This window comes from Stenotrophomonas africana, assembly GCF_013004645.1.
Lineage (GTDB): Bacteria > Pseudomonadota > Gammaproteobacteria > Xanthomonadales > Xanthomonadaceae > Stenotrophomonas > Stenotrophomonas africana.
The window spans coordinates 456,694-479,299 of sequence record NZ_JABEME010000002.1 but is presented as its reverse complement, the minus strand read 5'-3'; the positions used below and the strand labels follow the sequence as shown (position 1 = coordinate 479,299).

Here is a 22,606-nt window from a genome sequence, read left to right as displayed (position 1 = left end):
CATGTCCCTGGCCTCGACCCTGCTCCGTGTCGTGCTCATGCTCAGCCTGTTGCTCAACGGGCTGAACGCGGCCATGGCCAGCGGTCACGAGGAAATGGGGCGGATGGCACACGCCGTCGCGGCCGCCGTAGATGGCGGTGACCCCGACTGCCACCACCACGCCGCCATGCAGGCCAACGAGGCCCCGCAGGCCAAGGCCCCCGCCCACGACGCCCACTGCCAGATCAAGGACTGCGTGCGCAGCTGTGCCCAGCACCCGTTGCTGGTCGTGCAGCCGTTGCCGTTCATGGCCGGCCCGGCGCTCTCGCTGGCCCCGCAGCCGATGCCGGCCAATGGCCGTCCGGCGCCGCCGCTGCCGCCGATCTCCCGCCCTCCCATCGGCTGATTCCACATGCACCGTGCGCCCTGCGCACCGTAGCCGGCCACCTGCCGGCGTCTTTACGTGTCTGGAGTCACCACCATGAATACCCGCATTCCCCCCGGTCCGGGCGCTGTGCCCATGCCGTCGCGCCGCCTGTTCGTGCAGGGCCTGGCCGCCGGTGGCGTGGTTGCCGGCATCGCCGCTGTCGGCGTGCCGCAGCGCGCGCTCGCTGCAGCCACTGCCGCCCCACGCCTGGCCGGCGCCCCCGCCGTGCTCAGCGACACCCGTATCGAACTGGCCATCGGCGAATCGCTGGCCAATTTCACCGGCCGCACCCGTCCGGCGATCACCGTCAACGGCTCGCTGCCGGCACCGATCCTGCGCTGGCGCGAAGGCCAGACCGTGGACCTGTTCGTGCGCAACACCCTGGAACGCCACCCGACCTCGATCCACTGGCACGGCATCCTGCTGCCGGCCAACATGGACGGCGTGCCCGGCCTGAGCTTCAACGGCATCGGCCCCGGCGAGACCTACCACTACCACTTCGAACTGAAGCAGTCGGGCACCTACTGGTACCACAGCCACTCGATGTTCCAGGAACAGGCCGGCCTGTACGGCGCGCTTATCATCGATCCGGCCGAACCGGCGCCCTACCGGCACGACCGCGAGCACGTGATCATGCTGTCCGACTGGACCGACATGGACCCTGGCGCGCTGTTCCGCCGCATGAAGAAGCTCGCCGAGCATGACAACTACTACAAGCGCACCCTGCCCGACTTCCTGCGTGACGTGAAGCGCGAGGGCTGGTCAGCCGCGCTGTCCGACCGTGGCATGTGGGGGCGGATGCGGATGACGCCGACCGACATCTCCGACATCAACGCGCACACCTACACCTACCTGATGAACGGCACCGCTCCAGCCGGCAACTGGACCGGGCTGTTCCGCAGCGGCGAGAAGGTGCTGCTGCGTTTCATCAATGGCGCCTCGATGACCTACTTCGATGTGCGCATCCCCGGCCTGAAGATGACCGTGGTGGCCGCCGACGGCCAGTACATCCATCCGGTCAGCATCGACGAATTCCGCATCGCGCCGGCCGAGACCTACGACGTGCTGGTCGAACCCACCGGCCAGGACGCCTTCACCATCTTCTGCCAGGACATGGGCCGCACCGGCTACGCCGCCGGCACGCTGGCGGTGCGCCACGGGCTGCAGGCCCCGATTCCCGCGCGCGACCCACGCCCGTTGCTGACGATGAGCGACATGGGGCACGACATGGGCAGTGGTGGCCACGACATGGCCGCGATGAAGGGCATGGAAGGTGGCTGCGGCGCCAGCATGGGCCACGGTGCGCACGGCGGTGGCGATGCTGCCGGCAAGGCACCGAAGCATCCGGCCAGCGAGCGCAACAACCCGCTGGTGGACATGCAGAGCTCGGCCGCCGAACCGAAGCTGGACGACCCCGGCATTGGTCTGCGCGACAACGGACGCCAGGTGCTGACCTACGGCGCGATGCGCAGCCTGTTCGAGGATCCCGATGGCCGCGAGCCAAGCCGCGAGATCGAATTGCACCTGACCGGCCACATGGAAAAATTCTCCTGGTCGTTCGATGGCATCCCGTTCGCCGGCGCCGAACCGCTGCGGCTGAACTACGGCGAGCGCATGCGCATCGTGCTGGTCAACGACACCATGATGCAGCACCCGATCCACCTGCACGGCGTGTGGAGTGATCTGGAAAACGCCCAGGGCGAGTTCCAGCTGCGCAAGCACACCATCGACATGCCACCCGGCACGCGCCGCAGCTACCGCGTACGCGCCGATGCGCTCGGCCGCTGGGCCTACCACTGCCATCTGCTGTACCACATGGAAGCGGGCATGATGCGCGAAGTGAGGATCGAAGAATGAGCCGCTCACTGCTTTCCCCCAGCCTGCTGGCCCTGGGTCTGGCCGCCGCATTGCCGGTCTTCGCGCAGTCGCACGCCGGCCATGACATGGCTGCGATGGACGCGCCCGCAAAGACCGTCAACGCACCAGTCGAACAGGTCGATCATTCGAAGATGGATCATTCGAAGATGGATTCGGGCGCGATGGACCACTCGGCCATGGACCACTCGAAGATGGACCATGGCGCGATGCAGCCAGCGGCGATGGACCATTCGCAGATGGACCATGCGGCGATGGGTCACGGCACGCCCGCACCCACCGAACCGCGTGAGCCGATTCCGGTCCCCACCGATGCCGACCGTGCCGCCGCATTCCCGCCCATCGCCCACGGTGCAATGGAGCATGCGCCGGAGATCAACAGCTTGCTGCTGATCGACCGCCTCGAACACTGGGACGGCAAGGACAGCAACGGCCAGGCCTGGGAGGCCACGGGCTGGATCGGCGGCAACATCAACCGCCTGTGGTTGCGCACCGATGGCGAACGCAGCCGCGGCCGCACCGAGTCGTCATCGCTGGAAGCACTGTATGGCCGCAGCGTGTCGCCGTGGTGGGACGTGCTGGTCGGTGTGCGCCAGGACTTCCGCCCGGCCGACTCGCGCACGTGGGCGGCCATCGGCATCCAGGGCCTGGCGCCGTACAAGTTCGAGAGTTCGGCCACGCTGTACCTGGGCTCCGGCGGCCAGGTGCTGGCCAAGGCCGAGGTCGAGTACGACGTACTGCTGACCAACCGCCTGATCCTGCAGCCGCTGCTGGAAGCCACCGTTGCGGCCAAGGATGAACCGGAGTACGGCATTGGTCGCGGACTGAACAAGGTTGAAGCCGGGCTGCGCCTGCGCTATGAGTTCAGCCGTCGCTTCGCGCCGTACATCGGCATCAGCCACGAACGTACGTTTGGCGACACCGCCGACTATGCCGGTGACCACGCGCGCGACACGCGTTGGGTGGCGGGCGTGCGCATGTGGTTCTGAGCAGCGGTTCGTGAGCAATGGCCAGCCCCGGCAGCCGCCGGGGCCGGCTACACTGCGCCACGCTCCATTGCAGGCACCGCCATGTCGTTGCAGATCCGCCGCGCCACCCTTGCCGATGTCGACGCGCTGTCGGCCATCGCAATTGCCACCTACAACGAAACCTGGGGCGATTCCTATCCGCCGCAGGAGCTGCACGATTTCCTGCAGGCGCACTACAGCAGCGAACCGCAGCGCATCGAACTGTCCGACCCACGCAGCGCGATCTGGCTGCTGATGGAAGGTGATGCCGTGGTCGGCTATCTGGCCGCCGGTGCCAACACCTTGCCGCACACGGATGCACGCGAGGGCGACATCGAACTGAAGCGGTTCTACATCCTGGCTGCACACCAGAACGGCGGCCACGGCGCGCGCCTGATGGATGCGTTCATGACCTGGCTGGACCAGCCGCAGCGCCGCACCCTGTGGGTGGGCGTGTGGGAAGAAAACTTCGGTGCTCAGCGCTTCTATGCGCGCTATGGCTGCAGCAAGGTTGGCGAGTACGACTTCATCGTGGGCGACACCCACGACCGTGAGTTCATCCTTCGGCGGCCGTGATCATGCGCGCCCTGTAGAGTCGAGCCATGCTCGACTGCTTTCCTTTCCGGCCCTTGTAGAGTCGAGCCATGCTCGACTATTGGCGGCAACAGACAGTCGAGCATGGCTCGACGCTACAAAGAGCGAAGCGGCTAGAAATCGAACAACTCCGACAGGAAGCTCTCCTTCTTCTTTTTCTTGTAGCCGTGGCCACGGTTGTCCTCGTAGCGCTGGCCGAGGTGGCGGGTATCACGGTGCATCACTGGTGGCGGCGCGGACGCCGGCTGAACCTGCACGGGCGCTGGCGGCGGTACGGCCGCACCTGCACCAGCACGTTCGATGATCTTGTCCAGCTCGCCACGATCCAGCCAGACACCGCGGCAGCCCGGGCAATAGTCGATCTCGATGCCGTGGCGTTCGGCCATCTGCAGGGTCTGGGTCGTGCATACGGGGCACAGCATCGGCATTGCTCCTGTCGGTCTGGCAATGACTCTACCTGCCCTGTGATGACTGTGCGGCAACCCATGACCGATGGCACGGGGACTTCCGACGCGTGCCCGTGCCACGGCAGTCGCACACACTGGGCCCCTGTTCCGCAAGGAGTGCGTACATGACCAGGTTGTCCCGCCTACCCAACGGCGTGCGCATGGGGCTGGTACTGCTGGGCGTTGGCCTCGGCCTGAACCTGCGCGATATCGCCGCGGCCATCGGCACACCGATTCCCGCACTGCCCATCCCCTATGGCGGCAGCCTGGTGGACAACGCGCTGGCGGCGCTGGTTGCACTCCTGCTGGCCGCGCTGCTGCGCCCCCGTGGAACAAGCCTGCTGGCCAGCCTCGGGCTGCGCGGGAATGGCTGGGGCGGCCCGATGTGGGTGCTGCTGGCCACCCTGCCGTGCTGGCTGGGCCTGGCACTGCTCGCCACACCAAACAAGGCACTGACCGCATTGGACGCCACGATGCTCGCAGTGCTGTTCCCGCTGGCCGAGGAAGTGCTGTTCCGTGGCCTCGGTTTCGTCTTGCTGGTGAAGATCGTTCGCGGCCCCTGGCCGTGGCTCGCACTGCCGCAGGCGCTGTTGTTCGGCATGGTCCACTGGCTGGGCTTCGGCGGTTTCGAGGGAGGTGGCACCGCCCTGTTCGTCGGCGTGGTGATCGCTCTGGGCGGCTTCATCTTCGCCTGGCTCGACCACCTCGACGGTGACACTCTGTGGTGCGGCCTGGTCCTGCACGTTTCGATGAACCTGGCCTGGAATGCGTTCAGCCTTGATGACGCCGTTGCACTGGGCTGGCAGGCTACCGGCCTGCGCATTGGCACCGCCCTGCTCGCGGTCGCGGTGCTGGCCTGGCACGTTCGGCTCCGGCGCCAGAGAGACCTGTAACGCCCGCTTGGCTTGCCGTGCACGCCGGGATCACCACCGGCTTGCGCATACTTGCGCGCCTTTTCACCGTTGCTGTCCGGAGCTGCCGCGTCATGTTGCTGTCCAAGCGCCACGTCGAACCCCGCGTCCTGCTGATCGAGGACGCGGAGGAAACCCGCGAACTGAGCCGGCTGGCGCTGGAAAGCCAGGCCTGCCACGTGGTGGGCGTGAGCTCCGCCGAAGCGGCACTGGGTCTGCTGGCCGCCGGGGAGCGTTTCGATCTGCTGTTCACCGACGTCAATCTGGGCCTGATCAGTGGCATTGAAGCCGCCAACCGGGTTCGCAGTCTCTACCCACACCTGCCGATCCTGGTCACCTCGGGGATGGACCAGCACCAGGTGCTGCCGCAACTGCGCGACGGCATCCATTTCCTGCCCAAGCCCTACAACATGAGCGAACTGCTCGATGCCATCCGGCTGTGCTTCCGGCACGCGGATGTGGGCGTGTTGGTCGGGCCGGATGCACAGGCGGCGTGAGCCATTGATCCACGCATGGCGTGGATTGAACAAGGCATCAACCGCCGGTATACGGCCCTTCGCCTGGTATCACCTCCAGCAATGCGCGGGTGATTACCCGCGGGTACACCGTGAGATGGTCCTCACCGTCGATCACCACATTCTCCACCTGCAGCTTGCGGCCATTCCGCCCAAGCTGGGCGGCAAAGTCGGCAGTCTGCCGCAGCATGTCGTTCCCGGTTGAGTAACGCGCCCCTGGCTTGTCCGTCTCGTAGCTGCCTACCGACAGCAGCACGCGCGTCGGCTGCGCCGGGATGGCGGCGGCATCCTGCATGCGCGGCAGCCGCAGCTGGTCGAACCACAGCGAGGGACTGGACAGGATGTAGGTGCTGAACATGTCCGGCTGGGTGGTCAGCACATAGGCGCCGAACAGAGCGCCATAGGAGTGGCCGGCGAATACGCGCCGTGCCGGGTCTGTGCGGTAGCGCGCATCGACCATCGGCAGCACGTGCGCCGCCAGGAAATCGCGATAGTGCGCGGCACCACCGTAGGTGACGTCATCACTGTAGTACCCCCCGGCGGTACGCGCCGGGTCGCTGGGCGTGTAATCGCGCGAGCGGCTCTGCTTCGAAGTCAGCCCCTCCTGCGGCGGCAAACCGACCAGGATGAAGTTCTCGATGTTGATGCCCTGCTGCCCCACCAGATTGCGCACGCTGCGCACCAGCGGGAAGCTGTACAGCGCATCGGTCACGTACAGCACCGGATAGTGCTTTTCGGGGTGCGCGGCATAGTCGGCCGGCAGTGCCACCCATATCGGGTAATCACGCCCAACGGGGTCATGTACGCGCAGCGCTTCCGTATCCGGCAGCATCACGCCCGGCACGGCCGTTGCCGCGCTTTCCTTCGCGTCACTCTGCATTGCCGGTGGCGCCACCGACATCGCACATCCCGCCAGGGTCAGGCAGGCCACCACACTCCATCCACGTACACGCTGCATCCGCGCTCTCCTGTTGCGGGCGGCGCACCCGGTGGCGCCGCTACCGCATCCTCACACGCCGTGCGGCGTGGCGCCACGCCAGGTCAGGGCGAGGCCGGCGGCGGTGCCGGGAACAGCGTGCGCAGCGCCTGCAACGCGGCCGGATGATAGATGGTGGCGTGGGTTTCCTCCGGCAGCGGCAGGTACTTCACCAGTGGCGATGGCGACGCCTGCTCCAGCAGCGTAGCCAGCTGTGCGGCAGAGGCTGCCAGCTCTGGCTGCCCACTGCTGGCCAGGAACACGCGCGGCTGCGCGCGCGTTACCGCCGGCAGCTGCTTGGCTGCGCCGGCCAGCATCGTGCCTCGGTTCCACCACAGGCTGGGATCCAGTGCGATGTAGCTGTTGAACAGCGTCGGCTCCTGCAGCAGCGTTTCGACCACGAACAGGCCGGCCAGCGATTCACCGATCAGTGCTCGCTCGTCGGTGGTCGGGTAGCGCTGGCGTACCTGCGGCATCAGTTCATCGCGCAGGAAGCGGCGGTAGGCCGCCGATCCACCAATACGCGGTGCGATCTTCTGGTCCTGCGGGTCGTTGCTGGGCCCAGTCATGTCGCGACGGCGCTCGGTATTCTCGATGCCGACCAGCAGGAACGGACGCATGCTGCCGTTGCCGCTCAGTACCTGCACCAGCCCGGCCACATGCAGGAAATCCTCGCCGATGCCGCCATCGGCCATGTACAGCACCGGCAACGGTGCCTTCGGGTCCAGGCCCCAAGGCTGCGGACGGTAGACATTGATGCGGCGGGTTTCGCCCAGCGCCTTCGACTCGATGGTGAAGGTCTCGCCGATGACCAGTGGCGAGGCGGCAGCGGGCGATACGGTTTCGGCGGCCATCAGCGGCGCGGCGGAGACGACGGACAACAACAGCGACAGCATGATCAAGCGCATGGAGCGGCCCATCCTGGGAAAGTGCCGAGCATAACGCCAAGGCCAAGACGTCTGCCGATTCGGCATGCCTGCACGTACGCTACGGCGCTGCGCGATGCTTGAACTGTATCGGGAAATGACTGCAATCGCGTTTGCTAGCATTCATCGTTTCCTACAAGGAGTTGGGACATGGGGGGCTTCAGCATTTGGCACTGGATCATTCTTCTGGCGGTCGTCCTGATCCCGGTCGGCATCGCAGCCGTCATCGCAGCGATTGTTCTCAGGCGAAAGTAGATCCACGCCATGCGTGGATGCGCATTCTGGGGACGCCTCAAGCGCATCCGCGATGGCGACGGCGACGGCGACGGCGCCGACGGTCTGCCCGGGCCGGAAACCGATCTGCCGCCCGGGCGGGAACTCGCGATGGCACACGCGGAGCGTGCCGCCATTGGCATGCTGACCGTGGTGGAAATGCTGGACGCCGCCGAACGCTACCGGTCGATGGGCACGCCCGACCGCCATCCGGATGAGGGGCTAATCGATCGGTTGTTCCCGCCTGCCGCGGGCTGATGGAACTGGTGTGCCGGGATATCCGGCCGGCGTAGTCGCCGTTGCACCCAGAACCGGTCCATACTTGGGACGGGCTGGTCGCCAGCCCCTTCGAAGCCTACAAGGAGGTTTGCATGTTGAGTGTCGTGCTCATCGGCGCGCTGGCCGCCAGTCCGGCCGCGCCCGTACCGTATGCCGATTGCCTGCTCGGCAACATCCAGCCCGGGCTGTCTGATCGTGCCGTGCAACTGGTGCAGGAGGCCTGTGCTGCAAAGCATCCGGAGAGCTTCGCGGCAGCAATGGAGCTGGAACGCAGGACCAGTCTGCAGCGGCTCACCTATTTCGAGGCGGCAAGAGCGGAGGCGGCACGTTCCGCGAATGCGGCAGCAACGGCCGCACAGGAGGCTGCTGACGCGGCGGCGGCTAAAGCGAAGGCTGCGCGGACGAAGTAGTAGCCCTGGACGAGCGCCACAAAAAAGGCACCGCATTGCGGTGCCTTTCTGAATGACCTGGGTCATGGGATGCAATGGTGGGCCGTGAAGGATTCGAACCTTCGACCAAAAGATTAAAAGTCTTCTGCTCTACCGACTGAGCTAACGGCCCATTGCACTGCCCCAGCCTTTCGGCGGGGTGGGCATTCTACCCTACTTTGCCGGGCCGGGTGAAACCCTGGTGCGTCGAGGTTGCCGGCCAGCGGCCGGCACTACCCGATCTGGTGAGCCCGCTTAAACCTTCCGGGCATCCGACGCATCCCAGCTGTGATTCCTGCCCGGAGCCACGGATGCGCCTGCCCTTCTGCCTCATTGCCGCCCTGCTGCTGCCTTGTACGGCACTGGCCACCCAATCCCAGGTCGTCACCGACGACATCGGCCGCTTCTGGGCCACCTATGACGCGGTGCGCGCCGAGCCCGACGTTGAACGCCAGGTCGCACTGGTGCAGGAGCGCTACATCGATCCAGGCAGCCCCGGCCTGCATGCACTGATGCAGGTGCGCAACTACACTGCCCGCGAATACGCCGCGGCCATGCGGGCCTGGCCGCGCTTCTGGGCTTCGGTGCGACCGCTCACCGCCGATGCGCAGGAGGCCAGCGCCACACTGGAACGGGACCTGGCCGCCTTCCGCACGCTCTACCCCGCCCTGCGCCCGGCCACCATCACCTATGCCGTGGGCGTGCTGCGCACCGGCGGCACCACGCTGGGTGACAAGGTGCTGATCGGAGCCGAGATGGCGCTGGGCGATGAGCGCGTGGACGTGAGCGAATTGCCGGCAAACATGCGCGATCGCCTGCGGATCTTCTACGACAGCCGGCCGGGCGCAAACAACGCGCAGAATAACCTGCACGAGTACGTGCATACCCAGCAGCGCGAAACCAGCGGCAGCGTGGCCCAGTACGCAGTGCGCGAAGGCGTTGCCGAGTACGTGGCCGAACGGCTGAGCGGGCGTCGGCCGGCGTTGCCGATGTATCGCTACGGGCCCGCGCACGAAGCGGAAATCCGCACGCGCTTCATTGCCGAGATGGACGGGAACAACCTGGACAACTGGCTGTACAACAGCGCCCGCAATGCGTTCGGCGTGAGTGATCTGGGCTACTACGCCGGCTACCGTATCGCGCAGGACTACATGCGCCAGCAGGCCGACGAGAGAGCCGGCATCGCGCGGATGATCGAGCTGGACTATGCCGATCCGAGTGCGGTGCGGGCGTTTATTGAAGCGTCGGGGTGGTTGCAGGCCCGGTAGACCAAGGAGTGCGAACCAACGATTCGCACCCACCGAGGGAGTGACTGCGCGATCAAGCGTACAGCGTCGGGTCCGGCACGCCGGCTTCGGCGAAGCCCTGCGCGCGCAGGCGGCAGGCGTCGCAGTGGCCGCAGGCGGCGCCGTTGGTGTCAGCGTTGTAACAGGACACGGTCAAGCCAAAGTCCACCCCCAGGCGCACGCCTTCGCTGACGATCTGGCCCTTGCTGAGGAACTGCAGCGGCGCATGCACCTTGATGCCCGCCCCCTCCACGCCGGACTTGGTGGCCAGGTTGGCCAGCGCCTGGAACGCGGCCACGAACTCGGGGCGGCAGTCCGGATAGCCGGAATAATCCACGGCGTTGACGCCGCAGAAGATGTCGTTGGCACCGAGCACTTCGGCCCAGCCCAACGCCAGCGACAGCATGATGGTGTTGCGCGCAGGCACGTAGGTGACCGGGATGCCGGCACCGCCGGCCTCGGGCACGTCGATGTCGTCGGTCAGTGCCGAGCCGCCGATGCTGCGCAGGTCCACGTCCACGGTCTTGTGCGCGACCACGCCCTGGGCCTTGGCCACCCGGGCGGCGGCATCCAGTTCGGAGGTATGGCGCTGGCCATACCGCACGCTCAGCGCATGCACGGCGAAGCCCTGTTCCTGGGCCATGGCGATGACGGCGGCTGAATCCATGCCGCCGGAGAGAAGCACGACTGCCTTCTTCATGGGAAAAACATCCGGTTGGGAGGGGAAAGCCAGCACGCTGTCCCGCGCCGGAGCTACATCAGGGAACGTTGCCTGGGCTCATCGGCCCGGCTCGTCGTTCCACAGGATTTTATGCAACTGCATCTGGAAGCGCACCGGCAGCCGGTCTTCGACGATCCAGTCGGCCAGCTGCCGCGCGGTGATCTCGCCCTTGCTGGGCGAGAAGAACACGGTGCAGCGCTTGACCAGATCGTGCTCGACCAGAAGGGCCTTGGCCCAGTCGTAGTCCTCGCGGCTGCAGATGACGAACTTGATCTGGTCGCGTGCGGTCAGCAGCGGCAGGTTTTCCCAGCGGTTGCGCGCCGTTTCGGCCGAACCCGGGGTCTTGATGTCGACCACCCGCGATACGCGTGGGTCTACCGCGCTGACGTCCAGCGCACCGGAGGTTTCCAGCGAGACATCCATGCCGGCATCGCACAGCTTCTGCAGCAACACCAGGCAGCGCTTCTGCGCCAGCGGCTCGCCGCCCGTCACGCAGACGTGGCGCACGCCTTGGGCCAGCACCTCGGCCACGATGTCGTCGATGTCCCACCAGGTGCCGCCATGGAAGGCATAGGCGGTATCGCAGTACTGGCAGCGCAGCGGGCAGCCGGTCAAGCGTACGAACACGGTCGGCCAGCCGGCGGTATCGGCTTCGCCCTGCAGCGAGGTGAAGATCTCGGTGATCTTCAGGCGCGGCAGTGGCGATTGCACGATGTCGCTGGGGGTGGCGACGGCGTTGGACGGAGTAACGGCGGTCATGGCAAACAATTCTTCATGGGACGGGCGACCGATTTATCGGCGCCGGAAACGAAAGCAGCCGAGCATGGGCTCGGCTCTACAGGAGGCTGCCGGAAATCAGCCCAGCGCCAGAGTACGCATTGTACGCCCGGTCAGCGGATCAGCGGATCTGCTTGCCGAGGCGGATGGACTGCAGACGGTCCTGCGCGGTGCGCGCGGCGTCAGAGCCCGGGTATTGCGCCACGACGGTCTCCAGCGTCTGCTGGGCTTGGTCGACCTTGCCCTCGCCATACTGCGAGAGGCCGACCTTGAGCAGGCCGCCAGCGGCCTTGTCGTGGGTTGGATAGCGCGACAGCAGTTCGCGGAACTGGGTCTCGGCCATCGGGAAATTGCGGGTGGCGTAGTAGCTCTCGCCCAGCCAGTACAGTGCGTTCGGCGCGTAGACGCCGTTCGGGTACAGCTGCAGGAAGCTCAGGAACAGCTGCGCCGAATCATCGTACTTGCCGGCCTTCAGCGAATCGAAGGCGACGTTGTAGGAGGTCCGCTCATCGCCGGTGGCGGCAAGACTGCCGGCATCACCATGGACGGAAGGCGGCCGCTCGGAAGTGGCCGCCGCTGCGGGTTTTGCCGGGGCCGGAGCGGCCTTCGGCGCGCTCGCCGGAACGGGCGGCAGGGCCGGGGCGGCATTGCCCCCTTCCAACCGGTTCAGGCGGCTGTCCAGATCCAGGTACTGATCCTGTGCGGACTGCTTGAGCTGGGCATTGTCGTGCTGCAACTGCTCGATCGAGGCCTGCAGGCTGGTGACCTGCTGCCGCAGCTGGTTGAGCTGGTTCAACAGGTCCTGGTTGGCACTGTTGTTGTACATCTGCTGCTCGAGCGCGCCGACACGGTCAGCCAGGCTCTGTCGCTGTGCATGCGCCGGTGCGGCAGCCACGAGGGCTGCCGCAACGACCAGCATCAATTTGATGCCAATGCGCATGGATTACTGCGCGGTGTAGACGATTTCGACGCGACGGTTCTGCGACCAGCAGGACTCGTTCGACTCGGTGCAGACCGGACGCTCTTCACCGTAGGAAACGACGGTCAGCTGCGAAGCCGAGCCACCGTTGGCCTGCAGGGCCGAGTTGACGCCGTTGCCACGACGCTCACCCAGGGCCTGGTTGTACGCGCGCGAACCGCGCTCGTCGGTGTGGCCCTGCAGGGTGATGCGCGAGGACGGACGGTCACGCAGGTACTTGGCGTGGCAAGCCATGATGGCCTGGAATTCCGGCTTCACGTCTTCCTTGTCCAGGTCGAAGTAGACAACGCGCTGGCGCAGGCAAGCGTCGGTGTCCAGGTCGCCCGGGCCGTACAGGCCCGAGGTCGACGGACCGGTCGGGGTGGTGGTCGAGGTGCCGGTGTCAACCGGGGCTGCCGGCTCTTCCTTCACCTTCTTCGAGCAACCGGCCAGGACGGCCACAGACAGCAGGGAAACAAGCAGAACGCGGGTGGACTTGTTCATGGCGATACCTTTGTGGCTCCTAGGCCGATGAGGGGTTCAAGACAACGAAAATATTAACACTCTTTTAGCGCTGGGTACGGTATGGGGACCATGCCGGTTCGCGCACATCACCATCGGCCAGGACCAGGCGCTGGCGGACCCGCGCATCGGCCGAGACGGCATACAAAACACCACGGCCACCTTCGCGGGCGGCATACAACACCATGCTTGCGTTAGGCGCAAAGCTCGGCGATTCATCCAGAGAACCCGGGGACAGCGTGCTCCAGCGCGGCGAACCCAGCGAGCTGTCCATCATCGCGATCTTGTAGCTGTTGCCCGAGCCCTGGGCGACGGCGATCTTCTTGCCGTCGTAGGAGACCGAGGGCTTGGCATTGTAGTTGCCCTGGAAGGTCACGCGCTCGGCGCTGCCACCGCCCGCGCCGACCTTGTAGACCTGCGGACGGCCACCACGGTCGGAGGTGAAGTACACCGCGCTGCCGTCCGGTGCCCAGGTCGGCTCGGTATCGATGGCGAAGTGGTTGGTCAGCTGGGTCAGCTGCTTGCTGCCCAGGTCCATCACGTAGATTTCCGGATTGCCCGAACGCGACAGGGTCAGGGCCAGCTTGCGGCCGTCCGGGGAGAACGCCGGGGCGCTGTTGATGCCGCGGAAGCTGGTGACCAGCTCACGCGCACCGGTGCCGATGTTCTGGATGTAGATGGCCGAATTGCCACGCTCGAAGCTGACGTAGGCCAGCTTGCTGCCATCCGGGCTCCACGACGGCGACAGCAGCGGCTCGGCCGAACGCACGATGGTCTGCGGGTTGTAGCCGTCGGAGTCGGCCACCATCAGCGCATAGCGCATGGCGTCGCCCTTGCCGCTGGCGGTCACGTAGGCGATGCGGGTCCAGAAGGCGCCACGGATGCCGGTGATCTTCTCGTAGATGGCGTCGGCCATCTGGTGGGCAACATCTCGCATGGCATTGCCACGGGCGGTCATCGCCAGGCCCAGCAGGCGCTCGCCCTTGGGCACGTCGAACAGTTCGTATTCGACGCGGTAGGCGCCGGCACCCGCGTCGAGCACGCGGCCGACCACGATGTAGTTCTGCTTCAGCGCGCGCCAGGTGGCGAACTGGATGTCGCCGCCACGCACGGGCTTTTCGACGATCTGCGCTTCCGGCAGCGTGCGGAACTGGCCCGAGCGCTCGAGGTCGGCGCGGACCACGCCGGCGACGTCGGTCTGCGGTGCAGCCGCCGAACCCTGGTAGGGCATCGGCACGATGGTGATCGGCAGGGCGGAAGCATTGCCGCCGATGATGTCGATATCCAGCCCCTTCTGCTGCGCGACGGCAGCAAAGGGCAGCAACAGGGCCGCAAACACGGCAAGCCAGCGAGGCATCTTTTTCATGGAGCGCTCAATAGGGGGAAACCGGAACGAGGGATAGCAAAGCGGAAGTGAACCGCTTCGCAATCATGAACCAAGGGTACGTGAATTCCGGGTCAGTTCCAGCCCGTCCTCTCACGCACCGTTAACGTCGTGGCTAACATCGCACCGTCTGCCCAGGTCACACCGCCCCACAGGACGGTGTTCGACAGCAGCCCACAGCCTGCCCGGTCGAGACCGGGCCTGCCAGAGGCAAGTGCGACATCCGTGGGCGCGGGTAGCCGGGAGCCACCCTGCCCTGCCCGCCTCAGCGATCCTGGGCGGTAAAGGTGAAGTTGAGCGTGCGCGCGAACACCGACTCGAAGCCGCGGTAGGGCAGTGGCTGCGCATTGAGCACGGCGGCCTCGATCGAACGCTTGCCGGCCTCGTCGTACGGGCAGTTCGGGCTGACCTTGGCCTGCATCACCGTGCCACCCGGAATCTGGGTGATGGTGATCTGGCAGCGCTGGCCCAGCGGCACCGTATCCGGGCGCACCCACTGCGACAGCACCTTGGCCTGGATCGCTGCAGCATATTTGGCCGAAAGATCGTCGCTGTTGCCACCACCACCGGCGGCGGGCTGGGAGGCACCGCTGGCGCCGGCGGCGGCACTGCCGGCAGCATTGCGCGCGGCGGCCACCTGGCGCAGCTTCTGCTCGGCCAGCTTGGCTTCCTTCTCGGCCTGCTCGCGGCGGGCACGGATCTCGGCGATCTTCTTCTGCTTCTCGGCCTCGGCCTTGTCAGCGGCCACGCGCTCCTGCTCGGCCTGCTTCTTCTTCTCGTCCGCTTCCTGCTGCTTGGCCAGGCGCAGCTTCTGTTCCGCTTCTTCCTGGCGTTTGCGTTCGGTCAGGTCGATCTGCTCCTGGCGGCGTTTGGCTTCCTGTTCCTGCTTGGCCTTCTCCTGGGAGATGGCCAGCGCACTCACCGCTTCCTGGTCCTTGGTATCCGGCTGTGCGACACGCTCCTGCGCCTGTTGCTGCTGGGGCGTGGGGGCATCCTGCGGGCGCGGCTCGGGAATCGGCTGCGGCGGCGGAATGGTGTCTTCCGGCACCGGGATCGGCTCGGCGACCGGCGGCGGCAGGTCCTCCAGCTTTTCCGACTGGCGCAGGGCCTGGCGTGCAGCGGAGGCCTCGGACGCGGACAGCGCGAGGCTGGCCTCGACCGACGGATCACCGGCGGCGGCATCGGTGTTGCGCTGGGGCGACCACAGCCAGGCCACGATGAAGACCAGCGCAACCAGCAGGTGCACCAGCAACGCCAGCGCCAGGGGCAGGCCCCAGCCGGGTTCGCGCTGATGCGGGGGTGGCAGGGCGTCAGCGTGCATCGGTGGCCAGGCCTACCTTGTCTACCTTGGCGCGCTTGATCACGTCCATCGCGGCAATGACCTTTTCATAGGCCACGGCGCGGTCGGCGGCGACGATCACGCGCACGCCCTTGTCCTGGGCGGCGATACCGGCCAAGCGGCCTTCCAGTTCCTCGGCCGACACGGCGGTCGGCTCCTTGGCGTCGGGCAGCTTCAGGCTGAGCTGGCCGTCCTGGCGCACCGAGACGATCACCGGGTCCTGCTTGCTCTCCAGCGCCTTGGCGTTGGACTGCGGCAGGTCGACGTCGAAGCTCAGGGTGAGCAGTGGCGCGGTGACCATGAAGATGATCAGCAGCACCAGCATGACGTCGATGTAGGGAACGACGTTGATTTCCGATTTCAGCTTGCGGCGCTTGCGGCGACCGATGGCAGCGGACATGGCTTGGACTCCCGGGTCAGGCGCTTACTCGTCGCCAGCGCTCTGGCGCTGCAGGATGGAGCTGAACTCTTCGGCGAAGGTCTCGAACCGCACCGACATACGCTCCACGCGCGTGGTGAAGCGGTTGTAGGCCCACACCGCCGGGATCGCTACGAACAGGCCGATGGCGGTGGCGAACAGGGCTTCGGAGATGCCCGGGGCGACGGCGGCGATGCCGGCCTGCGCACCGCTGCTGATCATGTCGTGCATGGTCACCATGATGCCGAACACGGTACCGACCAGGCCCACGTACGGGGCGGTCGAGCCGATGTTGGCCAGCAGTTCCAGGTTGCGCTCAAGCTGGTCCACTTCGCGGGTATAGGTAGTGCGCATGGCACGCTGCGCGCCTTCCAGCTGCGCACGGCCATCCAGACGGCGCTTGTCGCGCAGGCGGGTGTATTCGCGGAAACCGGCTTCGAAGATCGCTTCCAGGCCGCCGACATTGCGGCTGCGGTCGGTGGCCGAGCTGTACAGCTTGCCCAGATCGGCGCCGGACCAGAAGCGGTTCTCGAACTCGTCGGCTTCGCGGGTGGCCTGCTTGAACACGCGGGCCTTGCGGAAAATGATCACCCAGCTGACGAACGAGCCGACCAGCAGCAGCAGCACGATGATCTTCACCGGCAGGCTGGCCTTGGCCATCAGTTCGAGGTAGTTGATGCCGCCGCCGGTGGTGGCCTGGGCAAGGGTCTGGGTCGCGGCGTTGCTGACGTCGGCCGGCAGTGCCTCGGTGACCGTGGCCTGCAGGGCCAGGAGCGTTGCGATCATCCGTTGTTCCTCAATGTTCGGATTCGGGGTGGAGGTGGGGTTGCAGCACGGCAAGGACGGCCTCGTCCATGCCGCGCGGGCGGAAACTGGCCGCTTCCAGTGCGGCGATGCGGACCTGCGCCGACAGCAGCAGCTCGCCGTCGCGCAGGATCTGCTGGTCGAAGACCATGCTGGCCTTCTTCAGCTGGACCAGGCGTGCGCTCACCTGCAGGGTGTCATCCAGCCGTGCCGGCTTGATGAAATCCATCTGCATCGAGCGCACCGCGAAGACCATCCCATGCTCGGCGCGCATGCGCTCCTGGCCGTAGCCCAGCGCACGCATCCATTCGGTCCGGGCCCGTTCCATGAAGGCCACGTAGCGGGCGTGGTAGACCACGCCACCTGCGTCGGTATCTTCCCAGTAAATGCGTGTCGGCCAACTGAATAGTGGCTCAACCGACATCGGGAACCTCCGCGAACAGGTCCTGCGGCGGATTCTTCGGCTTCAGGCCCATGTGCCGGTAGGCCTTGTGAGTCGCCATGCGGCCGCGCGCGGTACGCACCAGGAAGCCCTGCTGGATCAGGTACGGCTCGACCACGTCTTCCAGCGTGCCGCGCTCTTCGGACAGTGCCGCGGCCAGCGATTCGATGCCGACCGGGCCGCCATCGAAGTAGTCGACCATGGTCTTGAGCAGGCGGCGGTCAAGCTCGTCGAAGCCCTCCGGGTCGACCTTCAGCATCTGCATGGCAGCCTGTGCCACGGCCTCGTCGATGTGGCCGCCGGCCTTGACCTGCGCGTAGTCGCGCACGCGGCGCAGCAGGCGGTTGGCGATACGCGGGGTGCCACGCGCGCGGCGTGCGATCTCCCCTGCCCCATCGGCGGTGCAGTCGATGGCCAGAATGGCCGCCGAGCGGCGCACGATCCGGGTCAGCTCCTCGACGCTGTAGAACTCCAGGCGCTGGACGATGCCGAAGCGGTCGCGCAGCGGCGCGGTCAGCAGGCCGGCACGGGTGGTGGCGCCAATCAGGGTGAACGGTGGCAGGTCGATCTTGATCGAGCGGGCAGCGGGGCCCTCGCCGATCATGATGTCGATCTGGAAATCTTCCATCGCCGGGTACAACACTTCCTCGACCACCGGCGACAGGCGATGGATCTCGTCGATGAAGAGCACATCGTGCGGCTGCAGGTTGGTCAGCAGCGCAGCGAGGTCGCCGGCCTTCTCGATCACCGGACCGGAGGTCACCCGCAGGGCCACGCCCAGTTCGTTGGCGATGACATGGCTGAGGGTGGTCTTGCCCAGGCCGGGCGGCCCGAAGATCAGCACGTGGTCGAGCGCGTCGCCACGCCCCTTGGCCGCCTGGATGTAGATTTCCATCTGCTCGCGCACCGGCACCTGGCCGAGGTAGTCGGCAAGGCGCTTGGGGCGGATGCTGGCGTCGGCGGCGTCATCCTCGCGGGTGGCGCCGGCGCCGATGATGCGGTCGTCGGTCATGTGCTGATTATGCGGCAAAAGTACGGGTTTCGGCCGGGCTGCGCCCGGCACCCGCAGAGGCAACGTCAACGTCAACGTCAACGTCAATTGCGAATCTACTGGGGATGGCGGGGTGGGTCCGGTCGCGGGGGACGCCGTGAACCCGTCCTTGGGGGCTTGGCCGCGGCATCCATGCCGCGGACACCCCCGCAACCGGACCCACCCCGCCTTCGACAGTTTCCTGCGGTCTGTCGGAACGGCGTTCTGCTTTGGTGGGTGCCGACCGTTGGTCGGCACGGTAGATCCACGCCATGCGTGCATGGATCTCTGGATGAATCGACGGTGGAGATTAAATCTCCACCTGCGCGCCCAGCTCCACCAGCCGGTTGCCCGGAATACGGAAGAAGCCCGTGGCCGGCGCGGCATTCCGGTGCATCAGCGCGAACAGCTTGTCGCGCCAGATCGGCATGCCGCGGTTGGCGGTGGCCACGATGGTCTCGCGGCTGGCGAAGAAGGTGGTGTCCATCGGGTCGAAGTAGATGCCGCCGTGGTCGCACGAGCGCATCAGCGCCAGCGGCACGTCCGGGGTTTCCATGAAACCGAAGCGCACGTAGACGCGATAGAACTCGTCGCCCACCGATTCGATCTTCAGCCGCTGCCCTTCCATCGCATACGGAATCGGCAGGGTTTCCACGTGCAGGAACACGTTGCGCTCGTGCAGCACCTTGTTGTGCTTGAGGTTGTGCATCAGCGCGTGCGGGGCCACGGTCGGGTCGGCGGTGAGGAACACCGCGGTGCCCGGCACGCGTACCGGCGGTGCCAGCATCAGGCCCGGCAGGAAGGTATCCAGGCGGATGCCGTCCTTGCGGATCTCATCGCGCAGCAGCTCGCGGCCACGGCGCCAGGTACGCATCATGGTGAACAGGAAGATGCCCAGCACCACCGGGAACCAGGCGCCCTGCAGCAGCTTGGCGCCGTTGGCGATGACGAAGCCGAGGTCGATGATGAAGAACACCACGCACAGCGGCAACAGCCAGCCGCGCGACTTCGGCCACAAGGTGCGCGCCACCACGGCCAGCAGCAGGGTGTCGATCAGCATGGTGGCCGACACCGAGATGCCATAGGCCACGGCCAGGTTGGACGAGCTGCGGAAGGCCAGCACCAGGCCGAACACCATCACCGCGATGCCCCAGTTGATGCCCGGGATGTAGATCTGGCCGATGGTGTCGTGCGAGGTGTGCTTGATGCGCATGCGCGGGATGTAGCCCAGCTGCATGGCCTGGCGCGAGACCGAGAATGCGCCGGTGATGACCGACTGCGAGGCGATCACCGCGGCCATGGTGGCCAGGATGATCATCGGGTACAGCGCCCACGACGGCACCGCCTCGAAGAACGGGTTCTTCAGGGCCTCGGGGTGATTGAGCACCAGCGCGCCCTGCCCAAGGTAGTTCAGTACCAGGCACGGCAGCACGAAGAAGTACCAGGCGTGACGGATCGGGCGCAGGCCGAAGTGGCCCATGTCCGCGTACAGCGCTTCACCGCCAGTCACCGCCAGCACCACCGCGCCGAGGATGAAGATGCCGTGCCAGCCATGCTCCATGAAGAAGCGGATGCCCCACCACGGATTGAAGGCCTTCAGCACTTCCGGCGCATCGACGATGTTGTAGACGCCGATCGCCGCCAGCGACAGGAACCAGATCACCATGATCGGGCCGAACGCTTTGCCGATCTTCTCGGTGCCGAAGCGCTGCGCGGCAAACACTGCCAGCAGCACCACCAGCGTGACCGGCACGATGAAGACATGCAGCCCGGGCGCGGCCACCTCCAAGCCTTCAACCGCACTGAGCACGGACATCGCCGGAGTGATCACGCCATCGCCGAAGAACAGCGAGGCGCCGAAGATGCCCAGGATGCCCACCACATAGGCCGAGCGTGAGCCGTTGCGCAGCGTGCGCTGGGTCAACGCCATCAGCGCCATGATGCCGCCTTCGCCATCGTTGTCGGCGCGCATGATGATGGTGACGTACTTCAGGGTCACCACCAGGTTCAGCGCCCAGAACGCCAGCGACAGCACGCCCAGCACGGTGTCGTGGTCGCTGTTGAGCCCGTAGTGTGGCGAGAACGCCTCCTTCAGGGTGTACAGCGGGCTGGTACCGATATCGCCGAAGACCACGCCGATCGCACCGATGACCAGCGCCAGTCCTCCAGCAGAGGGGGCGTGGCCATGTCCGCCGGGGGCGGCTGCGTGCGGGGTTTGACTGCTGGACATGGGTCTCCTGGCGAAGCTCAGGCGGTTCGTTGAGGGAAAGAGACGCGGCTCAGCGCAGCGCGGACTGCAGCGCCTTGCGGATCACGGTGGCCACTTCGTCACCTTCGTTGAAGGCGTCGCGGGCCATGCGTGCCGCTTCGGCCGGCTTGTAGCCCAGCTGCTGCAGCGCCACGGTGGCGTCGGACAGCGGATCGGCCGGCGCGGGGCCGCTGCCGGTGGGCAGCGCGCCGCCTGCACCGAACTGGGCGGCGCGGTCGCGCAGCTCCAGCACCATGCGCTCGGCAGTCTTCTTGCCGATGCCAGGAATGCGGGTCAGCGCGGTGATATCACCGGCCTGGACCATGCGCGCGAACTCCTCGACGGTGACGCCGGACAGCACGGCCAGCGCGATCTTTGCGCCGATGCCACTGACCTTCTGCACATCGCGGAACAGGCGCCGCTCACCTTCGCGCAGGAAGCCGTACAGCGAAACACTGTCTTCCTTCTGCGAGTAATGGGTATACAGGGTGACCTCGCGGCCGAGCTCGGGCAGGTCGTAGAAGGTGCTCATCGGCGCCTCCAGCTCGTAGCCCACTCCGTTCACGTCCACCACCAGCCACGGCGGTGCCTTGTAGGCGACGATGCCGCGCAGTCGACCGATCATTGCGTGCAGCTCCTCATTTGCGACCCCAGGCCTGGCGGGCACTGAGCCCCAGGCGGTTGGCCGTCGCCCTTACGTGGGCATGGGTGATTGCCACGGCCAACGCGTCGGCCGCGTCGGCCTGCAGCTTGGTTTTCAGGTTGAGCATGAGCCCGACCATGTGTTGAACCTGTTGCTTTTCGGCGCCACCGCGCCCGACCACCGCCAGCTTGATCTCGCTGGCGGCATATTCGTGCACCGGCAGGTCGCGCAGGACCACGGCCGAGATCGCCGCGCCACGGGCCTGGCCCAGCTTCAACGCCGAATCGGGGTTGCGGGCCATGAACACCTTTTCGATGGCCACTTCACTGGGCTGGTATTCCCGGCACAGATCGGCCAGGCCGAGCACCAGCAGCTTCATGCGCTGCGGGAAGTCGTCGGCGCCCAGCAGCACCAGCGGCTGGTGATGCACGTGGCTGACCTTGCCAGTGGCATCGACATCAATGATGCCGACCCCGGTCCGCTGCGAACCGGGGTCGATGCCGAGGATGCGGGTCATGCTGCACTCCTGGCGGGGCGGAACGGGAAGCGCTGGCAGGCGTATGGGCTCATGACTGTCCGCGGTGACCGTTCAACGGCCCGCGCCCAGGCCGTCGAGGACGGCTCAGGCGTAGGCGTCGGCGCCGAGTTCGGCGTTGGAATACACGTCCTGCACGTCGTCCAGGTCTTCAAGCATGTCCAGCAGCTTCTTGACCTGCAGGGCAACCTCGCCCTCGACCTTGATGTCGTTGTCCGCGCGGAAGGTGATTTCGGCGTGGTCGGCGACATGGCCGGCGGCGGCCATTGCGTCCTTGACCGCGTTGAACGCGTCAGGGCTGGTGACCACGTCGATCGAGCCGTCATCCGGATAGACCACGATGTCATCGGCGCCGGCCTCGATGGCCGCTTCGGTGATGGCTTCTTCGTCGGCACCCGGTGCGAAGCTGAGCACGCCCAGGCGCTTGAACATGAAGGCCACCGAGCCTTCGGTACCCATGTTGCCGCCGCACTTGCTGAACGCATGGCGGACATCGGCCACGGTGCGCACGCGGTTGTCGGTCAGGCAATCGACGATCACGGCCACGCCACCCGGGGCGTAGCCCTCGTAGCGGATTTCCTCGTAATCGACGCCTTCCAGTTCACCAGTAGCCTTCTTGATGGCGCGCTCGATCACGTCCTTGGACATGTTCACGGCCAGGCCCTTGTCCACGGCCACGCGCAGGCGCGGGTTGTTGTTGGGGTCGCCTCCACCGCCGCGCGCGGCCACACCGATCTCGCGGATGATCTTGGTGAAAATCTTGCCGCGCTTCGCGTCGGACGCGTTCTTGCGGGCTTCGATGGAGGGGCCTCTACCCATGGGTGCTACCGTCTGGCTGCTTCAGGATCAAGGCGCGGATTCTA

26 protein-coding genes and 1 tRNA gene are annotated in these 22,606 nt (G+C 66.3%); 9 read left to right on the top strand and 18 right to left on the bottom strand.

The genetic code is table 11. The features are described from left to right. Position 1: 1 nt before the first annotated feature. From HLA98_RS06370 to HLA98_RS06355, 4 genes are all read left to right on the top strand, one after another. Positions 2–385, top strand: coding sequence for a CopL family metal-binding regulatory protein (locus tag HLA98_RS06370; RefSeq protein WP_049447289.1), 384 nt, complete (start codon positions 2–4; stop codon positions 383–385). A 75-nt stretch (positions 386–460) separates the two neighbouring features. Next, positions 461–2,263, top strand: a complete 1,803-nt coding sequence (locus HLA98_RS06365) for a copper resistance system multicopper oxidase (RefSeq protein ID WP_057501092.1) — start codon at positions 461–463, stop codon at positions 2,261–2,263. Continuing rightward, positions 2,260–3,270, top strand: a complete 1,011-nt coding sequence (locus tag HLA98_RS06360; protein ID WP_057501093.1) for a copper resistance protein B — start codon at positions 2,260–2,262, stop codon at positions 3,268–3,270. Before HLA98_RS06365 ends, HLA98_RS06360 begins: the two co-directional genes overlap by 4 nt. 81 nt (positions 3,271–3,351) lie before the next feature. Beyond that, positions 3,352–3,864: a GNAT family N-acetyltransferase gene (locus tag HLA98_RS06355; RefSeq protein ID WP_012481061.1), complete on the top strand. Its 513-nt coding sequence runs from the start codon at positions 3,352–3,354 to the stop codon at positions 3,862–3,864. 131 nt (positions 3,865–3,995) lie between these two features. Here HLA98_RS06355 and HLA98_RS06350 read toward each other — a convergent pair whose 3' ends face one another. Continuing rightward, positions 3,996–4,304 carry a TFIIB-type zinc ribbon-containing protein gene (locus tag HLA98_RS06350; RefSeq protein ID WP_057501094.1) on the bottom strand — a complete coding sequence of 103 codons (309 nt, stop codon included), beginning with the start codon at positions 4,302–4,304 and terminating at the stop codon, positions 3,996–3,998. A gap of 149 nt (positions 4,305–4,453) precedes the next feature. On the opposite strand from HLA98_RS06350, the gene HLA98_RS06345 reads away from it, so the two are divergent. Both HLA98_RS06345 and HLA98_RS06340 read left to right on the top strand, forming a co-directional pair. Next, positions 4,454–5,221, top strand: a complete 768-nt coding sequence (locus tag HLA98_RS06345; RefSeq protein ID WP_057501095.1) for a CPBP family intramembrane glutamic endopeptidase — start codon at positions 4,454–4,456, stop codon at positions 5,219–5,221. 92 nt (positions 5,222–5,313) lie between these two features. Continuing rightward, a complete protein-coding gene (locus HLA98_RS06340) occupies positions 5,314–5,736 on the top strand; it encodes a response regulator (RefSeq protein WP_049447278.1) in 423 nt (140 codons plus the stop codon). Between the two features lie 37 nt (positions 5,737–5,773). Here HLA98_RS06340 and HLA98_RS06335 read toward each other — a convergent pair whose 3' ends face one another. Beyond that, positions 5,774–6,712, bottom strand: coding sequence for an alpha/beta hydrolase (locus HLA98_RS06335; RefSeq protein ID WP_057501096.1), 939 nt, complete (start codon positions 6,710–6,712; stop codon positions 5,774–5,776). 83 nt (positions 6,713–6,795) lie between these two features. Beyond that, positions 6,796–7,638, bottom strand: coding sequence for an alpha/beta hydrolase (locus tag HLA98_RS06330; protein ID WP_057501097.1), 843 nt, complete (start codon positions 7,636–7,638; stop codon positions 6,796–6,798). A 282-nt stretch (positions 7,639–7,920) separates the two neighbouring features. On the opposite strand from HLA98_RS06330, the gene HLA98_RS06325 reads away from it, so the two are divergent. Together HLA98_RS06325 and HLA98_RS06320 are read left to right on the top strand one after the other, a co-directional pair. After that, positions 7,921–8,187: a hypothetical protein gene (locus HLA98_RS06325; protein ID WP_232015499.1), complete on the top strand. Its 267-nt coding sequence runs from the start codon at positions 7,921–7,923 to the stop codon at positions 8,185–8,187. Between the two features lie 113 nt (positions 8,188–8,300). After that, the gene (locus HLA98_RS06320) at positions 8,301–8,618 is read left to right on the top strand and encodes a hypothetical protein (RefSeq protein ID WP_049447272.1); all 318 of its coding nucleotides are present in this window, start codon (positions 8,301–8,303) and stop codon (positions 8,616–8,618) included. A 75-nt stretch (positions 8,619–8,693) separates the two neighbouring features. Here the strand turns inward: HLA98_RS06320 and HLA98_RS06315 are convergent. Beyond that, a tRNA-Lys gene (locus HLA98_RS06315) sits at positions 8,694–8,769 on the bottom strand. Between the two features lie 178 nt (positions 8,770–8,947). On the opposite strand from HLA98_RS06315, the gene HLA98_RS06310 reads away from it, so the two are divergent. Beyond that, a complete protein-coding gene (locus HLA98_RS06310; protein WP_057501098.1) occupies positions 8,948–9,904 on the top strand; it encodes a DUF2268 domain-containing putative Zn-dependent protease in 957 nt (318 codons plus the stop codon). A 52-nt stretch (positions 9,905–9,956) separates the two neighbouring features. On the opposite strand, the gene queC is transcribed toward HLA98_RS06310, so the two are convergent. The 14 genes from queC to HLA98_RS06240 form a co-directional block, all read right to left on the bottom strand. After that, entirely contained in the window at positions 9,957–10,622 is a 666-nt protein-coding gene (gene queC / locus HLA98_RS06305; protein WP_049441292.1) for a 7-cyano-7-deazaguanine synthase QueC, read from the bottom strand. Between the two features lie 78 nt (positions 10,623–10,700). Further along, entirely contained in the window at positions 10,701–11,402 is a 702-nt protein-coding gene (gene queE / locus HLA98_RS06300; protein ID WP_057501099.1) for a 7-carboxy-7-deazaguanine synthase QueE, read from the bottom strand. A gap of 139 nt (positions 11,403–11,541) precedes the next feature. Further along, positions 11,542–12,360, bottom strand: a complete 819-nt coding sequence (gene ybgF / locus HLA98_RS06295; RefSeq protein WP_057501100.1) for a tol-pal system protein YbgF — start codon at positions 12,358–12,360, stop codon at positions 11,542–11,544. A gap of 3 nt (positions 12,361–12,363) precedes the next feature. Further along, complete coding sequence (pal, locus tag HLA98_RS06290) at positions 12,364–12,882, bottom strand: peptidoglycan-associated lipoprotein Pal (protein ID WP_005410748.1); 519 nt, start codon at positions 12,880–12,882, stop codon at positions 12,364–12,366. Positions 12,883–12,946: 64 nt separating this feature from the next. Next, on the bottom strand, positions 12,947–14,266 hold the full coding sequence (gene tolB, locus HLA98_RS06285; protein WP_053443406.1) for a Tol-Pal system beta propeller repeat protein TolB: 1,320 nt from the start codon (positions 14,264–14,266) through the stop codon (positions 12,947–12,949). Between the two features lie 283 nt (positions 14,267–14,549). After that, entirely contained in the window at positions 14,550–15,605 is a 1,056-nt protein-coding gene (tolA, locus tag HLA98_RS06280; protein ID WP_057501101.1) for a cell envelope integrity protein TolA, read from the bottom strand. Continuing rightward, positions 15,595–16,023, bottom strand: a complete 429-nt coding sequence (tolR, locus tag HLA98_RS06275) for a protein TolR (RefSeq protein ID WP_005410751.1) — start codon at positions 16,021–16,023, stop codon at positions 15,595–15,597. The genes tolA and tolR overlap by 11 nt, the downstream gene beginning before the upstream one ends. A 24-nt stretch (positions 16,024–16,047) precedes the next feature. After that, on the bottom strand, positions 16,048–16,827 hold the full coding sequence (gene tolQ, locus HLA98_RS06270) for a protein TolQ (RefSeq protein ID WP_006438802.1): 780 nt from the start codon (positions 16,825–16,827) through the stop codon (positions 16,048–16,050). 10 nt (positions 16,828–16,837) lie between these two features. Then, positions 16,838–17,269 carry a tol-pal system-associated acyl-CoA thioesterase gene (ybgC, locus tag HLA98_RS06265; RefSeq protein WP_049446502.1) on the bottom strand — a complete coding sequence of 144 codons (432 nt, stop codon included), beginning with the start codon at positions 17,267–17,269 and terminating at the stop codon, positions 16,838–16,840. Then, positions 17,259–18,299 (bottom strand): Holliday junction branch migration DNA helicase RuvB, encoded by a 1,041-nt coding sequence (gene ruvB, locus HLA98_RS06260; protein WP_019337543.1) that lies wholly within the window; start codon positions 18,297–18,299, stop codon positions 17,259–17,261. The genes ybgC and ruvB overlap by 11 nt, the downstream gene beginning before the upstream one ends. A gap of 328 nt (positions 18,300–18,627) precedes the next feature. Continuing rightward, complete coding sequence (locus tag HLA98_RS06255; protein ID WP_049444532.1) at positions 18,628–20,547, bottom strand: potassium transporter Kup; 1,920 nt, start codon at positions 20,545–20,547, stop codon at positions 18,628–18,630. 49 nt (positions 20,548–20,596) lie between these two features. After that, positions 20,597–21,190, bottom strand: a complete 594-nt coding sequence (gene ruvA, locus HLA98_RS06250; RefSeq protein WP_005410756.1) for a Holliday junction branch migration protein RuvA — start codon at positions 21,188–21,190, stop codon at positions 20,597–20,599. A 13-nt stretch (positions 21,191–21,203) separates the two neighbouring features. Then, entirely contained in the window at positions 21,204–21,725 is a 522-nt protein-coding gene (gene ruvC / locus HLA98_RS06245) for a crossover junction endodeoxyribonuclease RuvC (protein ID WP_049444534.1), read from the bottom strand. Positions 21,726–21,830: 105 nt separating this feature from the next. After that, on the bottom strand, positions 21,831–22,562 hold the full coding sequence (locus tag HLA98_RS06240; protein WP_032128531.1) for a YebC/PmpR family DNA-binding transcriptional regulator: 732 nt from the start codon (positions 22,560–22,562) through the stop codon (positions 21,831–21,833). Positions 22,563–22,606 lie beyond the last annotated feature (44 nt).